This window comes from Pseudomonas yamanorum, from assembly GCF_013386765.1.
In the GTDB taxonomy this organism is placed as follows: domain Bacteria; phylum Pseudomonadota; class Gammaproteobacteria; order Pseudomonadales; family Pseudomonadaceae; genus Aquipseudomonas; species Aquipseudomonas yamanorum_A.
The window spans coordinates 334,156-352,761 of sequence record NZ_JACARE010000014.1 but is presented as its reverse complement, the minus strand read 5'-3'; the positions used below and the strand labels follow the sequence as shown (position 1 = coordinate 352,761).

Annotated in this window: 15 protein-coding genes and 1 pseudogene; 10 read left to right on the top strand and 6 right to left on the bottom strand. The window is 60.1% G+C overall.

Annotated features, from left to right (window positions below):
* The first annotated feature begins 4 nt into the window (after positions 1 to 4).
* The 7 genes from hyi (at position 5) to HX875_RS10125 (ending at position 7,694) form a co-directional block, all read left to right on the top strand.
* Positions 5 to 787, top strand: coding sequence for a hydroxypyruvate isomerase (gene hyi, locus HX875_RS10155; RefSeq protein ID WP_177043078.1), 783 nt, complete (start codon positions 5 to 7; stop codon positions 785 to 787).
* 164 nt (positions 788 to 951) lie between these two features.
* A complete protein-coding gene (locus tag HX875_RS10150) occupies positions 952 to 1,842 on the top strand; it encodes a 2-hydroxy-3-oxopropionate reductase (RefSeq protein WP_010166211.1) in 891 nt (296 codons plus the stop codon).
* Positions 1,843 to 2,030: 188 nt separating this feature from the next.
* Positions 2,031 to 3,326, top strand: coding sequence for a glycerate kinase type-2 family protein (locus tag HX875_RS10145; RefSeq protein ID WP_177043077.1), 1,296 nt, complete (start codon positions 2,031 to 2,033; stop codon positions 3,324 to 3,326).
* Positions 3,316 to 4,731: a pyruvate kinase gene (pyk, locus tag HX875_RS10140; protein ID WP_177043076.1), complete on the top strand. Its 1,416-nt coding sequence runs from the start codon at positions 3,316 to 3,318 to the stop codon at positions 4,729 to 4,731. The genes HX875_RS10145 and pyk overlap by 11 nt, the downstream gene beginning before the upstream one ends.
* A gap of 121 nt (positions 4,732 to 4,852) precedes the next feature.
* Entirely contained in the window at positions 4,853 to 5,728 is an 876-nt protein-coding gene (locus HX875_RS10135) for an urea transporter (protein WP_177043075.1), read from the top strand.
* 31 nt (positions 5,729 to 5,759) lie between these two features.
* Positions 5,760 to 6,584 carry an ion transporter gene (locus tag HX875_RS10130; RefSeq protein WP_177043074.1) on the top strand — a complete coding sequence of 275 codons (825 nt, stop codon included), beginning with the start codon at positions 5,760 to 5,762 and terminating at the stop codon, positions 6,582 to 6,584.
* A gap of 105 nt (positions 6,585 to 6,689) precedes the next feature.
* Entirely contained in the window at positions 6,690 to 7,694 is a 1,005-nt protein-coding gene (locus HX875_RS10125) for a sulfate ABC transporter substrate-binding protein (protein WP_063028168.1), read from the top strand.
* 170 nt (positions 7,695 to 7,864) lie between these two features.
* Here the strand turns inward: HX875_RS10125 and HX875_RS10120 are convergent, their stop codons facing one another.
* On the bottom strand, positions 7,865 to 8,479 hold the full coding sequence (locus HX875_RS10120; RefSeq protein ID WP_177043073.1) for a DUF5666 domain-containing protein: 615 nt from the start codon (positions 8,477 to 8,479) through the stop codon (positions 7,865 to 7,867).
* 177 nt (positions 8,480 to 8,656) lie between these two features.
* On the opposite strand from HX875_RS10120, the gene HX875_RS10115 reads away from it, so the two are divergent.
* A complete protein-coding gene (locus tag HX875_RS10115) occupies positions 8,657 to 9,853 on the top strand; it encodes an MFS transporter (protein ID WP_169385930.1) in 1,197 nt (398 codons plus the stop codon).
* A gap of 5 nt (positions 9,854 to 9,858) precedes the next feature.
* Here HX875_RS10115 and HX875_RS10110 read toward each other — a convergent pair.
* Positions 9,859 to 10,002 (bottom strand): annotated as a pseudogene (locus HX875_RS10110) (type II toxin-antitoxin system HicB family antitoxin); the annotation flags it as partial.
* A 112-nt stretch (positions 10,003 to 10,114) separates the two neighbouring features.
* On the opposite strand from HX875_RS10110, the gene HX875_RS10105 reads away from it, so the two are divergent.
* On the top strand, positions 10,115 to 10,993 hold the full coding sequence (locus tag HX875_RS10105) for a LysR family transcriptional regulator (RefSeq protein ID WP_177043072.1): 879 nt from the start codon (positions 10,115 to 10,117) through the stop codon (positions 10,991 to 10,993).
* Positions 10,994 to 10,996: 3 nt separating this feature from the next.
* On the opposite strand, the gene HX875_RS10100 is transcribed toward HX875_RS10105, so the two are convergent.
* A complete protein-coding gene (locus HX875_RS10100) occupies positions 10,997 to 12,106 on the bottom strand; it encodes a cytochrome P450 (protein ID WP_177043071.1) in 1,110 nt (369 codons plus the stop codon).
* Between the two features lie 74 nt (positions 12,107 to 12,180).
* Between HX875_RS10100 and HX875_RS10095 the strand changes: the two genes are divergently transcribed.
* Positions 12,181 to 12,870: an ArsR/SmtB family transcription factor gene (locus HX875_RS10095; protein WP_177043070.1), complete on the top strand. Its 690-nt coding sequence runs from the start codon at positions 12,181 to 12,183 to the stop codon at positions 12,868 to 12,870.
* 6 nt (positions 12,871 to 12,876) lie between these two features.
* Here the strand turns inward: HX875_RS10095 and HX875_RS10090 are convergent, their stop codons facing one another.
* From HX875_RS10090 to HX875_RS10080, 3 genes are all read right to left on the bottom strand, one after another.
* Positions 12,877 to 14,364: a M57 family metalloprotease gene (locus HX875_RS10090; RefSeq protein WP_177043069.1), complete on the bottom strand. Its 1,488-nt coding sequence runs from the start codon at positions 14,362 to 14,364 to the stop codon at positions 12,877 to 12,879.
* 177 nt (positions 14,365 to 14,541) lie between these two features.
* A complete protein-coding gene (locus HX875_RS10085) occupies positions 14,542 to 15,315 on the bottom strand; it encodes a M10 family metallopeptidase C-terminal domain-containing protein (protein WP_177043068.1) in 774 nt (257 codons plus the stop codon).
* Positions 15,316 to 15,554: 239 nt separating this feature from the next.
* Complete coding sequence (locus tag HX875_RS10080) at positions 15,555 to 18,401, bottom strand: M10 family metallopeptidase C-terminal domain-containing protein (RefSeq protein ID WP_177043067.1); 2,847 nt, start codon at positions 18,399 to 18,401, stop codon at positions 15,555 to 15,557.
* Positions 18,402 to 18,606: the final 205 nt, after the last annotated feature.

Here is an 18,606-nt window from a genome sequence, read left to right as displayed (position 1 = left end):
CCCCATGCCGCGTTTTGCCGCCAACCTGTCCATGCTGTTTACCGAACAGGACTTTCTTGCCCGTTTCAAAGCCGCCGCCGACGCGGGGTTCAGTGGTGTGGAATACCTGTTTCCCTATGAATTCAGCTCGGCTGAAATCAAGGCGCAACTCGATGCCCACGGCCTGACCCAAGTGCTGTTCAACCTGCCGGCCGGTGACTGGGCCAAGGGCGAACGCGGCCTGGCGTGCCACCCGGACCGGGTCGAGGAGTTCCGCGCCGGGGTCAACCTGGCCATCGCCTACGCCCAGGTGCTGGGCAATACCCAGATCAACTGCCTGGCGGGGATTCGTCCTGCCGGTGTGGATGACGCCACCCTGGAAAAAACCTTCGTCGCCAACCTCAAGTACGCCGCCGACAAGCTGCAAGCGGTGGGCATCAAGCTTGTGATGGAGATGATCAACACCCGCGACATTCCGGGCTTCTACCTCAACAACACGGCGCAGGCCCTGTCGATTCGCGAGCAGGTGGGCAGCGCCAACCTGTTCCTGCAATACGACATCTATCACATGCAAATCATGGAAGGCGACCTCGCCCGCACCATGGCGAACCACCTGGATGAGATCAACCACATCCAGCTGGCCGACAACCCGGGGCGCAACGAGCCGGGCACCGGTGAAATCAACTACCGCTTCCTGTTCGAACATTTGGACCGCATTGGTTATCAGGGTTGGGTCGGCTGTGAGTACAAGCCGTTGACCACGACTGAAGCCGGGCTTGGCTGGCTCAAAAGCCACAACGCGATCTGACTGAACAACACAAAACCCAATGTGAAAGCAGGGCTTGTGTGGGAGCTGGCTTGCCTGCGATGCAGGCAACTCGGTCTCTCAGTTAAACCGAGGTGATGCCATCGCAGGCAAGCCAGCTCCCACAAAAAGCAGCTCTCACATCGAATAAAGAGAGGATTTTCGTCATGGCTAAAATCGGATTTATCGGCACCGGCATCATGGGCCAACCCATGGCCGCCAACCTGCAAAAGGCCGGTCACCAACTGTTCCTGTCCGAGCATCACGGCAAGGCCCCGGCTGAACTGATCAACGCGGGCGCGGTGGCCCTGGCCAACCCGCAGCAAGTGGCCCAGGAAGCCGAATTCATCATCGTCATGGTGCCCGACACCCCGCAGGTCGACGACGTGCTGTTCCGCGCCGACGGCGTTGCCGCAGGCCTGGGGCCGAACAAAGTGGTGATCGACATGAGCTCGATCTCGCCCACCGCCACCAAAGCCTTTGCCGCGAAGATCAACGAGACCGGCGCGCGCTACCTCGACGCCCCGGTGTCCGGTGGTGAAGTCGGTGCCAAGGCCGGCACCCTGAGCATCATGATCGGCGGCGACCCGCACACCTTCGAACGCGCCCTGCCGCTATTCCAGGCCATGGGCAAGAACATCACCCTGGTGGGCGGCAACGGCGATGGCCAGACCGCCAAGGTGGCCAACCAGATCATCGTCGCCCTGAACATCCAGGCGGTGGCCGAAGCGCTGCTGTTTGCCTCGAAAAACGGTGCCGACCCGGCCAAGGTGCGTGAAGCGCTGATGGGTGGTTTTGCTTCGTCCAAGATCCTGGAAGTGCATGGCGAGCGGATGATCAAGGGCACCTTCGACCCGGGCTTCCGCATCAACCTGCACCAGAAGGATTTGAACCTGGCGCTGGCCGGTGCCAAGGAGCTGGGGATCAACCTGCCGAACACCGCCGGTACGCAACAGGTATTCAGCACCTGCACGGCCATCGGTGGCGGCAACTGGGACCACTCGGCGCTGATCAAGGGCCTGGAGCATATGGCGAATTTTTCGATTCGCGATAAGTAAACAACAGCGCCCCTGCCTTGGAATGCAATCAAGTGTGGGAGCTGGCTTGCCTGCGATAGCGGTCGTTCAGACACTGACTCATCGCCTGACACACCGCTATCGCAGGCAAGCCAGCTCCCACATTTTTGACCGCATTTCACATCGAATTTGAGTCACCTCTAATAACAAGAATCCCCGGGAGCCCGCTTATGTCGGTCGATCCGCAACACCTGCTTCGCGAGCTGTTTGCCACAGCCATCGACGCCGCCCACCCCCGGCAAGTCCTCGAACCCTATCTGCCCGCTGACCGCAGCGGCCGTGTCATCGTGATCGGTGCCGGCAAAGCCGCCGCCGCCATGGCGCTGGTGGTGGAAAACTGCTGGCAAGGCGAAGTCTGCGGCCTGGTGGTCACCCGCTACGGCCACGGCGCACCCTGCAAGAAAATCGAAGTGGTCGAAGCCGCGCACCCGGTCCCGGATGCCGCCGGCCAAGCCGTGGCCAAGCGTGTACTGGAGCTGATCAGTAACCTGGGCGAAGACGACCGCGTGATCTTCCTGCTTTCCGGCGGCGGCTCTGCGCTGCTCGCCCTGCCCGCCGCCGGCATCACCCTGGCGGACAAGCAAGCGATCAACAAAGCCCTGCTCAAATCCGGCGCCACCATTGGCGAGATGAACTGCGTGCGCAAGCACCTCTCGGCAATCAAGGGCGGCCGCCTCGCCCGGGCAAGCTGGCCGGCCACGGTCTACACCTACGCGATTTCCGATGTGCCGGGCGATCAGGCCACGGTCATCGCTTCCGGCCCTACCGTCGGCGACCCCAGCACCTCGCAGCAGGCGCTGGCGATCCTCAAGCGCTACCAGATTGAAATCCCCGCATCCGTACGCACCTGGCTGCAAAGCCCGGAGTCGGAGACGGTCAAGCCCGGCGACCCGGTGCTCGCCCGCAGCCATTTCCAGTTGATCGCCCGCCCACAGCAATCCCTGGAAGCGGTGGCGGTGAAAGTCCGCCAGGCCGGTTTCAGCCCATTGATCCTCGGCGACCTGGAAGGCGAAGCGCGGGACGTGGCCAAAGTGCACGCCGGTATCGCCCGGCAAATCATCCAGCACGGCCAGCCGCTGGCAGCGCCTTGCGTGATCCTTTCCGGCGGTGAAACCACCGTGACCGTGCGCGGCAATGGCCGTGGCGGGCGCAATGCCGAATTCCTGCTGAGCCTCACCGACAGCCTCAAGGGCCTGCCCGGCGTCTACGCCCTGGCGGGTGACACCGACGGCATCGACGGCTCCGAAGACAACGCCGGCGCGATCATGACGCCCACCAGTTACGCCCGCGCCGAAGCCCTGGGCCTGAGCGCCAGCGATGAGCTGGACAACAACAATGGCTACGGCTACTTCGCGGCCCTCGACGGCTTGATCATCACCGAGCCGACCCGCACCAACGTCAACGATTTTCGCGCCATTCTGATTCTTGAAAGCCCTGAAAGAGAGTCCCCTGAACATGACGCCTGACAAGAAGGTCAAAATCCTCGCCACGCTGGGCCCGGCCACCGACAGCATCGATGACATCCGCGAACTGGTGGAAGCCGGGGTGAACATCTTCCGCCTGAATTTCAGCCACGGTGATCACGCCGATCATGCCCAGCGCTACCAGTGGATTCGCCAGGTGGAGCGCCAGCTCAATTATCCCCTCGGCATCCTCATGGACCTGCAAGGCCCGAAGCTGCGGGTCGGGCGTTTTGCCGAAGGCAAGGTACAGCTTATTCGCGGCCAGGCCCTGCGCCTGGACCTGGACCCGACACCCGGTGACCAGCGGCGGGTCAACCTGCCGCACCCGGAAATCATCGCGGCCCTGAAGCCCGGCATGGACCTGCTGCTGGACGACGGCAAGCTGCGCCTGCGGGTGATCACCAAGCACGTGGATGCCATCGACACCACCGTACTCAATGGCGGTGAACTGTCGGACCGCAAAGGCGTGAACGTGCCCCAGGCATTGCTCGAACTCAGCCCGCTGACCGCCAAAGACCGCCGCGACCTGAGTTTCGGCCTGGAACTGGGGGTGGACTGGGTGGCGCTGTCGTTTGTGCAACGCCCGGAAGACATCCGCGAAGCCCGGGAATTGATCGGCGACAAGGCGTTCCTGATGGCCAAGATCGAGAAGCCATCGGCGGTGCAGCACCTGCAGGAAATCGCCGCGCTGAGCGACGCGATCATGGTCGCCAGAGGGGACCTGGGGGTGGAAGTGCCGGCAGAAAGCGTGCCGCAAATCCAGAAGGACATCATTGGTGTGTGCCGTCAGTTGGGTAAACCGGTGGTGGTGGCCACGCAGATGCTTGAGTCGATGCGCTTCTCACCGGCACCGACCCGTGCCGAGGTCACCGACGTGGCCAACGCAGTGGCGGAAGGCGCAGATGCGGTGATGCTCTCGGCGGAAACCGCTTCCGGCGAATACCCGCTGGAGGCCGTGCTGATGATGAGCAAGATCATTCGCCAGGTGGAAAACGGCCCTGACTACCAGACCCAACTGGACGTCAGCCGGCCCAAGGCCGATGCCACCGTGTCGGACGCCATCAGCTGCGCAATTCGGCGTATCAGCAGCATCCTGCCGGTGGCGGTGCTGGTGAACTACAGCGAGTCGGGCAGCTCCAGCCTGCGGGCGGCGCGGGAGCGGCCGGCGGTGCCGATCCTGAACCTGACGCCGAACCTGTCCACAGCACGTCGGTTAAGCGTGGCGTGGGGCGTGCATTCGGTGGTGAATGACCGATTGCGGCAGGTGGATGAGGTGTGTTCCACGGCGCTGGAGATTGCCCAGGCACAGGGTATGGCGCAGCGTGGGGACACGTTGGTGATTACCGCGGGGGTGCCGTTCGGGCAACCGGGGTCGACTAACTCGCTGCGTATCGAGACATTGATCTAGCGCCTGTCAGGGCCCCATCGCGGGCAAGCCCGGCTCCCACATTTTGATTTGTGAACCCGTTCAAATGTGGGAGCTGGCTTGCCTGCGATGGGGGCAACTCGGTCCCTCAGACTCACCCACCATGCCCAACCAACCCTGCCCCGACTGGGCCGAAGCCCTGCTCAACGGCTTCAGCCAGATTTTCCTCCAGCGCCACCCGCTGTGCGGCCTGCTCTGCCTGCTGGCAATCCTGATCGGCGCCCCGGCCCTGCTCGGCGGCGCACTGCTGGGCGGTGTCGCCGGCCTGCTGACCGCCCAGCGCCGCGGCTATCCCAAGGCCGAGCGCCAGGCCGGCCTCTATAGCTACAACGGTGTGCTGCTGGGCTTGCTGATCAGCCAGCACTTCACCTGGTCGGCACTCTTGCCGCCGTTGATCCTCGCCTGCGGCGGCCTCGGTGCCATCCTCACCCGACAATGGCTCAAACGCGCCGCCAACCCCGACGACCTGCCCGCCTATACCGCACCGTTTGTGGTGCTCGGCTGGCTGCTGCTGGGCACCCCTGCGCCCGCCGCATTCGCCGCCAGCGAACCCGGCACCTGGGCCCTGCTCTGCGCGCCGTTTAATGGCCTTGCCCAAGTCATCCTGCTGGACCAACCCCTGGCCGGCCTGTTGATCGCCGTCGGCCTTTTAATCGCCAGCCGCCGCGCCGCCGTGTGGGCGCTGATCGGCGCGAGTCTCGGCGTGCTGCTCGCCCTGTTGATGGACGAACCCGCCGGCGCCCTGCTCGGCCTGCACAGCTATAACCCGGCGCTGGTCGCCCTGGCCCTCAGCCAGCATCGGCGCCAACCCTGGTTGCCGCTGGTCGGTATCTTCCTGGCGATTATCCTTACACCTGGCTTCACCGGCCTCAACCTGCCCGCGCTGACCGCACCGTTTATCCTCGCCACCTGGCTGGTGCGCGCCAGTCACCGGGTGATGCAGAAAACCCGCATGGACAGCCCCTTCGAATCCCCCTAGGCTTCGCTGATCTTCGATTCAGGCGACTTCAATGGACAGCAACAAACACTGGCGTGAACGTCTCTACGTCATGGTTTTTCAAAGCGACACCCCGGCCGGCCGACGATTCGACAGCACCCTGCTGCTGATCATCCTCGCCAGCCTTGTGATCGTGATCCTCGACAGCATCCAGGCGGTCCACGACAACTACGCCAACGTGCTGGCGTATATCGAGTGGGGCTTCACCATCATCTTCGCCATCGAGTACGGCCTGCGGCTGTATTGCTCGCCCAAGCCGTTGCGCTACGCCTTCAGCTTTTATGGGCTGGTGGATTTGCTGGCCATCGTGCCCGGGATCCTGGCGCTGTATTACAGCGATGCGCAGTACCTGTTGATCATCCGCATCATCCGGATGCTGCGGATCTTCCGCGTGCTCAAGCTTGGCCCGTACCTCAAGCAGGCCAACTACCTGATGTCGGCGCTGCGGGGCAGCAAGCAGAAGATCGTGGTGTTCCTGGTCAGCGTCTGCACCCTGGTCACGGTGTTCGGCACCCTGATGTACGTGATCGAAGGCCCGGAGCACGGCTTTACCAGCATTCCCAAAGGCATCTATTGGGCGATCGTGACCCTCACCACCGTGGGCTTTGGCGATATCGTGCCGAAGACCCCGCTGGGCCAGGTGATTTCGTCCCTGGTGATGATCACCGGTTATTCGATCATCGCGGTGCCCACCGGGATCTTCACCGCCGAACTGGCCAACGCCATGCGCGGCGAACAGCTGCAAACCGATTGCCCGGTGTGCAAGAAAAACAGCCATGAGCCCAATGCAGCGTTTTGCTCACGGTGTGGCAGCGCGCTTTTCAAGAAAGTGGAATAAGCAAAGTTCTTTTTAATCTTTAAGCGACTATGCACCCCCGGCTATAGTCGCTGGCATATTGCCCCTATGTGTCCCAAAACCTTCTCGAACAACAAGGAATGAGCAGTGAAAAAACTCGTTAGTGCCTCTCTCCTGGCCGCCGGCCTCGCACTGGCTGGCGTCGTCCAGGCCGCCCCGGTCACCCTGCTCAACGTCTCCTATGACGTGATGCGCGACTTCTACAAGGACTACAACGCCGCCTTCCAGAAACACTGGGCAGCCGAGCACCCGGACGACAAGCTGACCCTGCAGATGTCCTTCGGTGGTTCGAGCAAACAAGCGCGCTCGGTGATCGACGGCCTGCCGGCTGACGTGATCACCATGAACATGGCCACCGACATCAACGCCCTGGCAGACAACGGCAAACTGGTACCCGACAACTGGGTCACCCGCCTGCCGAACAACAGCGCGCCGTTCACCTCGGCCACGGTGTTCATCGTGCGTAAAGGCAACCCGAAAGCCCTGAAAGACTGGCCGGACCTGCTCAAGGATGGCGTGCAAGTCATCGTGCCCAACCCGAAGACCTCCGGTAATGGCCGCTACACCTACCTGTCGGCCTGGGGTTATGTGCTGAAGAACGGCGGCGACGAGGAAAAGGCCAAGAAGTTTGTCGGCGACCTGTTCAAACACGCGCCCGTGCTGGACACCGGTGGCCGTGCGGCGACCACCACGTTCATGACCAACCAGATCGGCGACGTGCTGGTGACGTTTGAAAACGAAGCCGAAATGATCGCCCGTGAATTCGGCCGTGATCAGTTCGAAGTGATCTACCCAAGCGTATCCGCCGAGGCTGAGCCGCCGGTGTCGATCGTCGACAAAGTGGTCGAGAAGAAAGGCACCAAAGTGGCTGCCGAGGAATACCTGAAGTACCTGTGGTCGCCGGAAGGCCAGGAAATTGCTGCCAACAACTACCTGCGTCCACGTGACCCCAAAGTGCTGGCCAAGTACACCGACCGTTTCCCGAAAGTCGACTTCCTGTCGGTCGAGAAGACCTTTGGTGACTGGCGTACCGTGCAAAAGACCCACTTCAATGATGGTGGGGTTTTTGACCAGATCTACAGCGGGCAGTAATCCGCTCTGACTGAAAAAATGCAGTCCAGTGTGGGAGCTGGCTTTTGTGGGAGCCGGGCTTGCCCGCGATAGCCTCACCTCGGTTTGTCTGATAGACCGAGGTGCCTGCATCGCGGGCAAGCCCGGCTCCCACACAAGCCCGCTCCCACATTTGTTTCCATGTTCAGCCGTTACATCGGCGGCGTCACGCCATCCTTGCCCGCAGAAATCGCCTGGGCCGTCACACTCCCATCCGCGCCCTTCGCCGCAAACATCACCACCTTCACCCCCGGCTTCAGCAAGCTGCGATCACCCGGCTCCAGGTTGACGATCGGCACATCATCCGGCACCACGATCTTCTGCTCGCCGCCCTTGTACTTCACGGTCAACGTCCGGCCATGGCTCACCACCAGGTCACCCACGGTGCCGTTGGTCATGCTGCTGCCTTCCTTCAGGTCGAACGCACGGTGCCCGTCACCTGTGCCTGCCATGGCCGGCGGGAATACGTGGACTTCCAGCGCCGTCAGGGTGCCATCCGCGTTGGGCATGGCCGCCGAACCGATGTAACTGCCGGGCTTGATATCTTCAATCTTCGCCAGGGTAACGGCGCGCACCAGCGTGTCCTTGGTCAGGTGCACGGTGACGTCTTCACCGCTGTTGACCTTGACCTGCATCGCATCGCCGTCCATCGCGGTGATCGCACCTCGCACGCCCACACGCGGCGCATCCTGGGCCTGGGCAGCCCCCACGGTCATCAGCGCGGCCAGGCTTGAGGCCAGGAGCATCTGGTTAAATGTCATCTTCATGGCAGTCGATTTCCTGTTTATGCAGTTGTGCCTGAATGTATCATCGACCTTCAGCCCAAAAGTTAACGTTTCAGTCATTAATGCCCGGCATAAGTGTTATCACCCCAAACGGGCTACTCCCGCCCCGGGCCAGTCTTTAATCTCGCTCGCCTCTTTCTTCGCTTTTATGAGAACGCCATGAACGCTACGCCCCACGCTACAAGCACCATGACCCGAGGCATGGTGATGCTGTTTGCGTTCTGTTGCGGCGCCATCGTCGCCAACATCTACTACGCCCAACCGATCATCGAGTTGATTGCCCCGGACATCGGCCTCACGCCGGCCATGGCCAGCCTGATCGTGTCCCTGACCCAGATCGGCTATGCCCTGGGCCTGTTCTTCCTGGTGCCGCTGGGCGACCTGCTGGAAAACCGCCGGCTGATGATCATCACCACCGTGGTGGCCATTGCCAGCCTGCTGGGCGCAGCCTTCACCGAACAGCCGAACCTGTTCCTGCTGGTGTCGCTGCTGATCGGCTTCAGCTCGGTGTCGGTGCAAATCCTGATTCCCCTGGCGGCGCACCTGGCACCGGCTGAATCCCGTGGCCGGGTGGTCGGCAGCATCATGGGCGGCCTGCTGCTGGGCATCCTGCTGGCCCGGCCTGTGTCCAGCGTGGTGGCCGACCACTTCGGCTGGCGCGCCATGTTCATGGCTGCCGCAGCCCTGATGGCGTTTATCAGCGTGGTGCTGATGCTGACCATCCCCAAGCGCCAACCCGATCACGCCGCCAGCTATGGCCAGTTGCTCGGCTCGCTGGGCACCTTGCTGCGTCGCCAGCCGGTGCTGCGCCAGCGGGCGTTTTACCAGGGCTGCATGTTCGCCACCTTCAGCCTGTTCTGGACCGCCGCCCCGCTGGAACTGTCCCGCAACCATGGCCTGAGCCAAAGCCAGATCGCCCTGTTTGCCCTGGTGGGTGCCCTGGGCGCCATCGCCGCGCCCATCGCCGGGCGCCTGGCGGATGCCGGCCACACCCACCGCGCCTCACTGCTGGCGATGCTGTTTGCCGCGTTGAGCTTCCTGCCCGCCTTCGTACACCCGCTGTACAGCGTGATTGGCCTGGCGGTAACCGGCGTGGTCCTGGACTTCTGCGTGCAGATGAACATGGTCCTCGGCCAACGCGCCATCTACGCCCTCGACGCCAACAGCCGCAGCCGACTGAACGCGCTGTACATGACCAGCATCTTCATCGGCGGCGCCTTCGGGTCGGCGATTGCCAGCAGCGTGTACGAACACGGCGGCTGGCTGGGGGTGATGCTGGTGGGCAGCGCGTTCCCGTTGGTGGCCTTGCTGCGCTTCTTGAGTGCATCGCGGCAAGGGGCGGTGGCCACCGCCTAGTCCAGCTACAACCGCACCAACTTCTCCAAAGCCGCATCCGCCAGAAATGACGAGCGGCTTTTTACTTTGTGCTCGCGCACATAGCGGTCGATACGCTGGATCAAATAGCCGGGCAAGGTCACGTTGACCTTCTCGGTCTTGCCCAAATACAGCAGAATCCCTATTCCCTCAGGGAATAAATTCTATGCCACACGATTGGCTTCCCCCCTTTTCCCAAAGACCCCATGATTCCCGAAACGCCACCGCCAAAAGGACATTCCGATGGACCGCCTCACCGCCATGGAAACCTTCGTTCACGTCGTGGAGACAGGCTCGTTTTCCTCTGCTGCCAAACGCATGGGCATTGGCCAGCCCGCCGTGTCCAAAGGCATTGCCCAACTGGAAGCCCGGCTGGCGGTCAGGTTGCTGATGCGTTCCACCCGGGGACTGACGCCCACCGAGGCGGGCCTGGCGTTTTTTGAGAAGGCCAAGCGCGCGATCGACGAGGCCAACGATGCCGACGACGCCGCCCGAGGCGCCAGCCACGGACTGTCGGGTACCCTGCGCGTCAGCGCGGGCGTAACTTTTTCCCGCTTGCAGATCATCCCCAACCTGGGCCCTTTCCTTGAGCAACACCCCGGCCTGAACGTCGACGTCGTACTCGACGACCGCCTGCTCAATCTGGTGGAAGAAGGTATCGACGTCGCACTGCGCATCGGCAACCTGAGTGACTCCGGCCTGACGGCCCGCAAGATTGGCCAAAGCCCCTGCCGGATTTTTGGCACGCCCGCCTACTTTGAACGCCATGGCGAACCCCGCTCCCCGGCAGACCTCCTGCACCACCAGGCGGTGATCTATAGCTTGAGCGAAAGCACCTGCTGGACCTTCACTCAAGGTGCCCATCAATACCCGGTGGTCGCTCACGGGCGCCTGCGCGTCACGTCCTCCGAAGGCATCCGCGCAGGGGTGCTGTCTCACCAGGGTGTGGCGATGACCGCCGAATGGATGTTCCTGCCGGAGATCGCCAGTGGCGAGGTCAAGGCAGTCCTCACCGACTGGGAACTGCCGCCCCGGGACTTGTGGGCCGTGTTGCCCACAGGCCGGATGATCAGTGCCAAGGCCCGGGCGTTTATCGAGTTCGTGGAGGGCGTGTTGCGCTGATCCTTACCCGTGAAAGCGCGGGATACGCCCATTCAGCGACGGCCAGTAACTGAACGCACACGGGCTGCTCAGCACACGTTGCTGACGACGCTGTAAATCCTGGATCGCCTGCGCGGCAATGCTGACCGCGATTTTTTGACCCGGACACTGATGCCTTCCCAAGCCGAAACTGAAGGTTCGTCCTTGCTGGCGCTCGAGTAAAAATCGGTCGGGTTCCGGGTTCGCCGCAGGATCCCGATTGGCCGACGCCAGCAACACCAGCACGGTATCTCCAGCCTCCAGAGTCCGGTCGCCAATGGTGCAGCGGCTGGCCACGAATCGTCGGGTGTTCTGCACCGGAGAATCGTAGCGGGCGACCTCCTCGACCAACGCAATGGTGAGGGTCGGCGTACGCTGGACGAGTTCCAGCAGATCGGGGCGCCGATGCAGTGTGACCAAGGTGTTGCCGATAAGACCTGCACTGGCTTCGCAGGTCTGTGACAGCAGCCCGATCAGATTGGCGATCAATGCGTCGGGGTCTTCCCAGGTACTGGCTTCGTAGTTGCGAAGGATGTGCTCCCGCAACCCTGATTGCGCCAGCAACCCGCTGAACATTTCCCTTAGCCGGCTCGCCCCGGCGTGCGCATCGCGCAGCTGAGCCTCGCTGCTCAACGGTGAAAGGCAGGCGACAAAATCACGAGTCCGCTGGACGACTTCCCGCAACTGATCGCCTGGAAAACCCAACCAATGCGCGACCACCGACAAGGGAAACGTGAACATGAATTCGTTCAGATCAGCCGCTGGGGGACCGATGCGAGTCACGACATCTTCGGTAGCCAATGAGGCCAACGCCGGCTCGATGACCGCCCTGGGGCACCGATGGCGTGTGCCTTCATTCATGCGCATCAATGACGCAAACACCTGCCCCGCCGCACCTTGCGCAATGGCCGCAGGCACCGGCTCATGCAGTGGTCGCACCCGGCAATCGGGATGCGTCAGCACGGCCTCGACCGTCCTGGCAGTGCTGGCGATCCATAGCCCGAGACCTTCATCAAACAGCAGTTCGCCGTTGAGCCTCAAGCCTGCGTAATACTCATAAGCGTTGTTGTGTGTCGCAGCTTCCAGCGGGGTCATTCAGTACATCCTGTGCCTAAAGAACCGCTACTATCTGCCACCGCACACGGCAACGATTCGTTCAGGAACGAAATATGAATGCCCACCACGATGACTCCGCCCTCTCCCGGGTCGCCGGCGCGATTGCGGAACCTGCACGGACCAAAATGCTTTGCGCACTGATGGACGGCCATGCGCGCACCAGCACCGAAATGGCAATCATCGCCGAGGTCAGCGCCTCCACCGCCAGCGCCCACCTGGCACGGCTCAAGGAAGACAGTCTGGTTAAACTGCATACTCAGGGAAGGCATCGCTATTACAGCCTTGCGGGCCCGCATATCGCCCAGGTGCTTGAAGCGTTGATGGTGATCAGCCAAAACACCGCGATAGCGTTCATTGCAACCACACCCAGCCGATTGCAGTTCGCCCGCACCTGCTACGACCATATGGCCGGGACGTTGGCAGTGCGCCTGCATGATCACTTTATCGAGGCCGGCTGGCTGGTAGGCGCTGATGCCTATCAGCTAACGGCGGGTGGCGAAAAAGCCATGTCCGAATTAGGGGTTGATGTCGACACCCTGCGAACCCAACGGCGTCGTTTCGCCTGCTCGTGCCTGGACTGGAGCATGCGCCGTCCTCACCTGGCCGGCGCACTGGGAGCTGCTTTGCTGCAGAGTCTCCTCCGGCGCCAATGGGTGACCCAGGACCTTGACAGCCGGGCACTGGGATTGACGCCAAAGGGGCGCAAGGCGTTGGCTGAGCGATTTGGCATGGATGACCTGTAGCCGCCATCAAGGCCTGGCCGCGGTGCCCAATAACTGCAACAACAGTGAGAGTGTCTTCGTGATCATCTCGCCTAACGCGGCCAGTGTGCCTGTCGTCGAATCAACGGGCGGCGATGGGGTCGGCGTCGGCTGCACCAAGGGGGTAGGTTGGACCCTCGGCATTGGCTGCACTTCAGGTTTTCTACCGTCCCAAATCACATCCCCGGGCTTGATGGCGCCGTTGCTCTTGACCAGCAGGTCGGCGCTGCCACGGCCCTTCAGGTCGATCGCCAGGCTGGAGCGACCCGTCGCCGCATCGTGGGTGAGCATCGCCTCGCTTGCCCGGCCACTGAATCGGTCGGTAAACACCAGCGCGCTGACGCCCGCCTCTTTCAAGGCCCCCGAGACGTCAATCCGGTCGGTGCCGCTGGTAAAATCCTCGATCACGTCGGGACTCTGGGGTGTGGAGTCGCTGGCCTTGTCGTACACGAACGTGTCCGCCCCGCCACCACCGCGCAACGTGTCCGCCCCCGCCCCGCCTTGGAGCCGGTTGTTGGCCTGATTACCGATCAGGGTGTCGCGGCCGGCACCGCCAATCGCGTTTTCCACCACACAGCCCTTGGCAATCGAAACGTTACCCTTCAGGCCGCCCACATCGGAGAACGACTCGGCATTGAGGTCGATCTTCTGGTCCTGGGAGAACCCGGAAAAGTCCAACGTGTCCTCACCGCCGCCGTCCCATACGCAAAAAACGGGTTTGTCCCTGGCGCTCTTGAGGGTCATCGCTTCGCGCTCGGTATTGGAGTTGAACCCATAGGTGGTGTCGGTATTGCGGGTTTGGTGGTTCGCGCCGTAAAGCCGCTGCGCAGCCGCAATGTCATCCATCATCGGCGCCGACGGGTTCTGTGACTGGAAGTCATGGCCGGGCTGGTTTTTCTCCGACCAGTAACTCATCACACTGCGGGCCTTTGTGTCTCCGGCGTACACCGCGCCGCTTTGATAGGTTGAGCCTCCACCGTTGTAGTTACCCGGGTGTTGCAAGCCGATGGCATGGCCGATTTCATGCACGGTGGTCACCGAAAAATGACTGCCCAGGGCCGGCGCAGTACCGGCACTGCGCGTGCCAACCGTGGCCGTGGTGCTGGTGGTGGAGCGCGATGGAAACGTGGCGACGCCGCCGTCGCCTCCTGGATTGCTTCTTATGTTGACGGTGCCATCAGCGCCACCGGTCTGTTCCTTGAAGTTGATGTTGGCGACGTCCTGCCAGGACTGCACGGCCTGGCGCACGCGCTGTTGCTGTTGGGGGGTGAAACGCTTGTCTACGGTGTAGGCCAGGTCAACTTTCTGGTCACCGTTGCGGTCCCGGAACGCCATGTTTTCCCGGGTGATGTGTTTGGCTGCCTGGTCCGTCGTATACGACGGCTTGTTATTGGCACCCACCCCGAACGGCCCAGGGTCAGACACCGGCAAGTTGTAGGGCGACAATTCAATAGCCCCAGGATAAGAACTTCTCATAAAACAGCACGCTCCTTTTAACTAATAGCTAAACACCCCAATATCTCTGAATACCGTAAACCAGGAAAACTTATGCCCATACTTTAAGCAATCCAAAAAACACCAAGGCGCGGACATCTGCAGAGCGGATGCATAGTGCAATCAACCTTTAGACTGTACGCGCCTCAGCAAACAGTCTTACACCGGACGTTGCCGCTCAACAACAGGACCCACCAAATCCGAAGGCCTTACCAATCGGGCACTTTTAATAAGGAAGTTCGATTCACAACGCCCGGTGAGGTCTACCCCCACAAAGTAGCGGCCACTCTGCGGATTAAACTTCACCACCGTATCGCCAATACGCCCCGTGTAGTGGTCAACCAATCGCAAGGGCGTATTGATCTCGTTCATCATTTGCGTCAGATCAATCTTGTCTCTGCCACTGACAAAATCCATGATCAGGTCCGCGTTGTAATAGGGAGAATCACTGGCTTTTTCATAGCGGAATGTATTTGTCCCCCCCACTCCCCAAAGAACGTCGCCGCCCGCACCGCCGGTCAACACATTGTCGACGTTATTGCCAATCAACACGTCGTGGCCTGCGCCGCCTACGGCATTCTCCACTGTCACACCTTTACCTATCGAGACGTTATTACGCAGGCCGCCCACGCTGGAAGCCGCGCCATCACGCAGATCAATCGTCTGGTTTTGGCTGAACCCGGAAAAGTCCAGGGTATCGTTTCCGCGTCGGTCCTGTACGGTGAACCTTGGCGCACCACTAAGAGAGTGCAGGCTCATGGATCGGTTGCCGGTATTGGAGTTAAAACCGTAGACCGTATCCGAAACACCCGGCTCGGGTTCCGGCCGGCCAATCACGGTGCTGGCACTCTTATCGGCATAACGATTGCCCGGCGTTGCCGGCACTGCCGGGTTTTGTACATAAAAATTAAAAACGGGAGAGGCAGTTATCACGTGATGACATCCTTTACAAGACCAAATAACGGGCCTTTCCATACACGGCCCACAAGCCCCGGAAATCCTATTTACCGGGACCAATAAGTTGCCATATGAAAGTACAACTCACCAACCCCGATATTATTTCCGAAGAAGTACTTAAACAATAACAGTCACACAATCAACACGGTATCCGACACTGATTGTATTAACTGCCCTCTCGGACCCCAAGAAAGCGCCGTGTACGTTCCAGGCCGTCAAAGATACGTATCAGGCTTCAGTGTCAGGCCTATAACATCCTCCGGGCTTATTATCCGTGTACTTTTAATCAGAAACTCCGTTTTGCCTCCACCGGTCAAATCGACTGCCAACAAGTAACGCCCGGTTACCGTATTGAACTTGATGATCGTATCGCCCGCCTTGCTGGTGTACTTGTCCACAAAGTTCAAATCGACACCCGCGCTCTTGCTCATCTGCGACAAATCGATTTTGTCCTTGCCGGTGGTGAAATCCATCAACAGGTCCGCACGCTCGCGGGTCGAGTCGGAGGCTGCGTTGTATTTGAAGATGTTCCAGCCGCCGCCACCGGTCAGGTTATCGGCTCCCGCGCCGCCAATCAGGATGTTGTCTGCCTCATTGCCACTCATCCTGTCGTCGCCACCGCCACCAATGGCATTCTCGATGACGGTTTTCTCGGTGATAAACACATTATCTTTCAACCCACCCACACTGGAATGGGTTCCCCCGTTCAAGCTGATGACCTGACTCTGGGTGAAGCCGGAAAAATCAAAGGTATCGTTACCGCTCTTGTCATGGACGGTGAAGTCCGGCTTGTCGGCGGCGGACGTCAGGGTCATATGAGGCTTGCCCGTGTTGGAGTTGAAGCCGTAGATCGTGTCGTCCTTCTCTTCTCGTCTTGGATCTGGCTTTGGATCCGGCTTTGGGTCTGGCTTCGGATCCGGATTCGGATTCGGATTCGGATTCGGATCCGGTTTAGGGTCTGGCTTCGGATCCGGCTTCGGGTCTGGCTTCGGATCCGGCTTCGGGTCTGGCTTCGGATCCGGCTTCGGATCCCCCCCGTCACTAACCAGGACATCACCGGCCTTGATCTCGCCGATACTTTTCACCAACAGATCAACCTTGCCATCGCCCTTGAGATCAATGGCCAGACTGGCTGTGTCGAACTGCGAGTCGTAGTTCAAAACGGCTTGACCCGCCTTGCCCGTCAACACACTGACGAAATCCAGTTTACGGATGCCGGCAGCACTCATGAGTTTTGACACATCAATCTTGTCGGTGCCGCTGATGAAATCCATCAGCAGGTCAGGCGCCTCAGGCGTTGAATCACTGATCTGTTCATACACAAACGTGTCAGCGCCACCGCCGCCCCACAACTTGTCCGAACCCCCCCCGCCTTTGAGTCGGTTACTCACGTGATTTCCGATCAACAGATCATTGCCCGCACCACCAATGGCATTTTCAATGATGCTGGAAGCGTCGATCAAGACGTTAGCTTTCATGCCACCCACGTCAGAAGCCGATCCGGAATGAAGGTCGATGATCTGGTTCTGGTTGAACCCCGAGAAGTCGAGCGTATCGATACCCTCGGCGTCCTTTACCGTGAAACGGGGTTTATCACTGGAGGAGGTGAGGCTAGTGGTGGGATCACCACTATTGGAGTTGAAACCGTAAGTGGTGTCCGTGTTGCGAGGTTTTGGGTCGGGCTTCGGATCCGGTTTGGGGTCAGGATTGGGATTGGGATCATCCGGCTCGCCCCCTTGTTCAAGGACATCCCCACGCTTGATCTCTCCTTTGCTTTTTACATAGAGATCCGCCTTGCCATTTCCCGAAAAATCGATGGCCAGGCTTCCCTCTCCGGTGTTGTGGTCGAAGCTCAAGACCGCATCGCCTGGCCGCCCCGTCAAGGCACCGAAGGTAAGCGCCTTGATACCGGCAGACTTAAGCGCGCCAGAGACGTCAATCCTGTCGGAACCGCTGGTAAAGTCCTTGATCAGATCAGGGCTCTCGGGGGTGGAGTCACTCGCCCGATCGTAAATGAAGGTGTCCCCGCCACCACCGCCCAGCAGCTCATCTGCCCCTCCACCGCCCTTCAGGCGATTGGCAACCTGGTTGCCCACCAAGGTGTCTTTACCCGAACCACCAATGGCGTTCTCTACCACCACGCCCTTCGCAACCGAAACGTTTCCCTTGAGCCCGCCGATGTCGGAGAACGCCTCAGCATTGAGGTTGATCGTCTGATTCTGTGCAAACCCCGAAAAGTCCAGCGTATCGATGCCACCGCCATCCCACACCGAAAAAATCGGTTTCTCGGTGCCGTCTTTCAGGCTGTAAAAGTCTCGATCGGTGTTGGAATTAAAACCGTAGGTGGTGTTGGTATTCCGGGTTTGAGTATTCACGCCATAAACACGCTGAATCGCCGCGATATCATCAATCATCGGAGCGGAAGGCATCCGCGAGTTGAAATCATGCCCCGGCTGATTACGCTCAGACCAGTAACTCATGGCACTGCGGGCCCTGGTATCTTCCGCGTAATCGGCGTTACTGTCATAGCTGCCCCCGCCATTGTAGCCACCGGGGTGCTCAAGACCGATGGCATGTCCCAGCTCATGCAAAGTCACAAACGGAAAGTAACTGCCCAGCGGTGGAGTACCGCCAGCATCCGCCGTACCAATATTGGCCGAAACGTTGTAGATATGTTTATTCGGAAGTGACGCCCACCCACCACTAAAACCAGGAATATCTTTAATGGTCATTGAGCCATCCGCATCCGCGGCACCTTCCTTGAAGGTGATATTGGCCAAGTCCGCCCATGACTGTAACGCTAATCGGGCACGCTCTTTTTGTTGCGGGGTAAACCCACCGGCAAAGTTGTAAGAGATGATTGTTTTTTTATCGTCATTTCGATCGTGAAACTTGTAACCCCCTCGGGTGATGTGCGCGGCCGCTTGATCCGTCGTGAAGGATGGTTTTTTCGCCGCCGCACCGGAGACCGTATGATCTGGCGTTTCAGGAAGGACGGCCAGCGATTCAATATCGGAGTTTCGTGAGTAACAGGTGAAGGATGGAGCAACTAAAGAATTCATAAAAAAAATAGGCCTCTCACTACTAAAAGTAACCAACTCACAAAATGCGAGTCATAACCTCGACGACTTAGCCGTCAAAGCCTGGTTAAGTCTCCATAGAGAAAGGCAATATTCCAACTACCACTTTATTTCAAAACAGCCACACTAAAAACCATGTATCAAGTTACCTGGCAATGCCATCAACCTTTACAAACTCGCCCCAAAA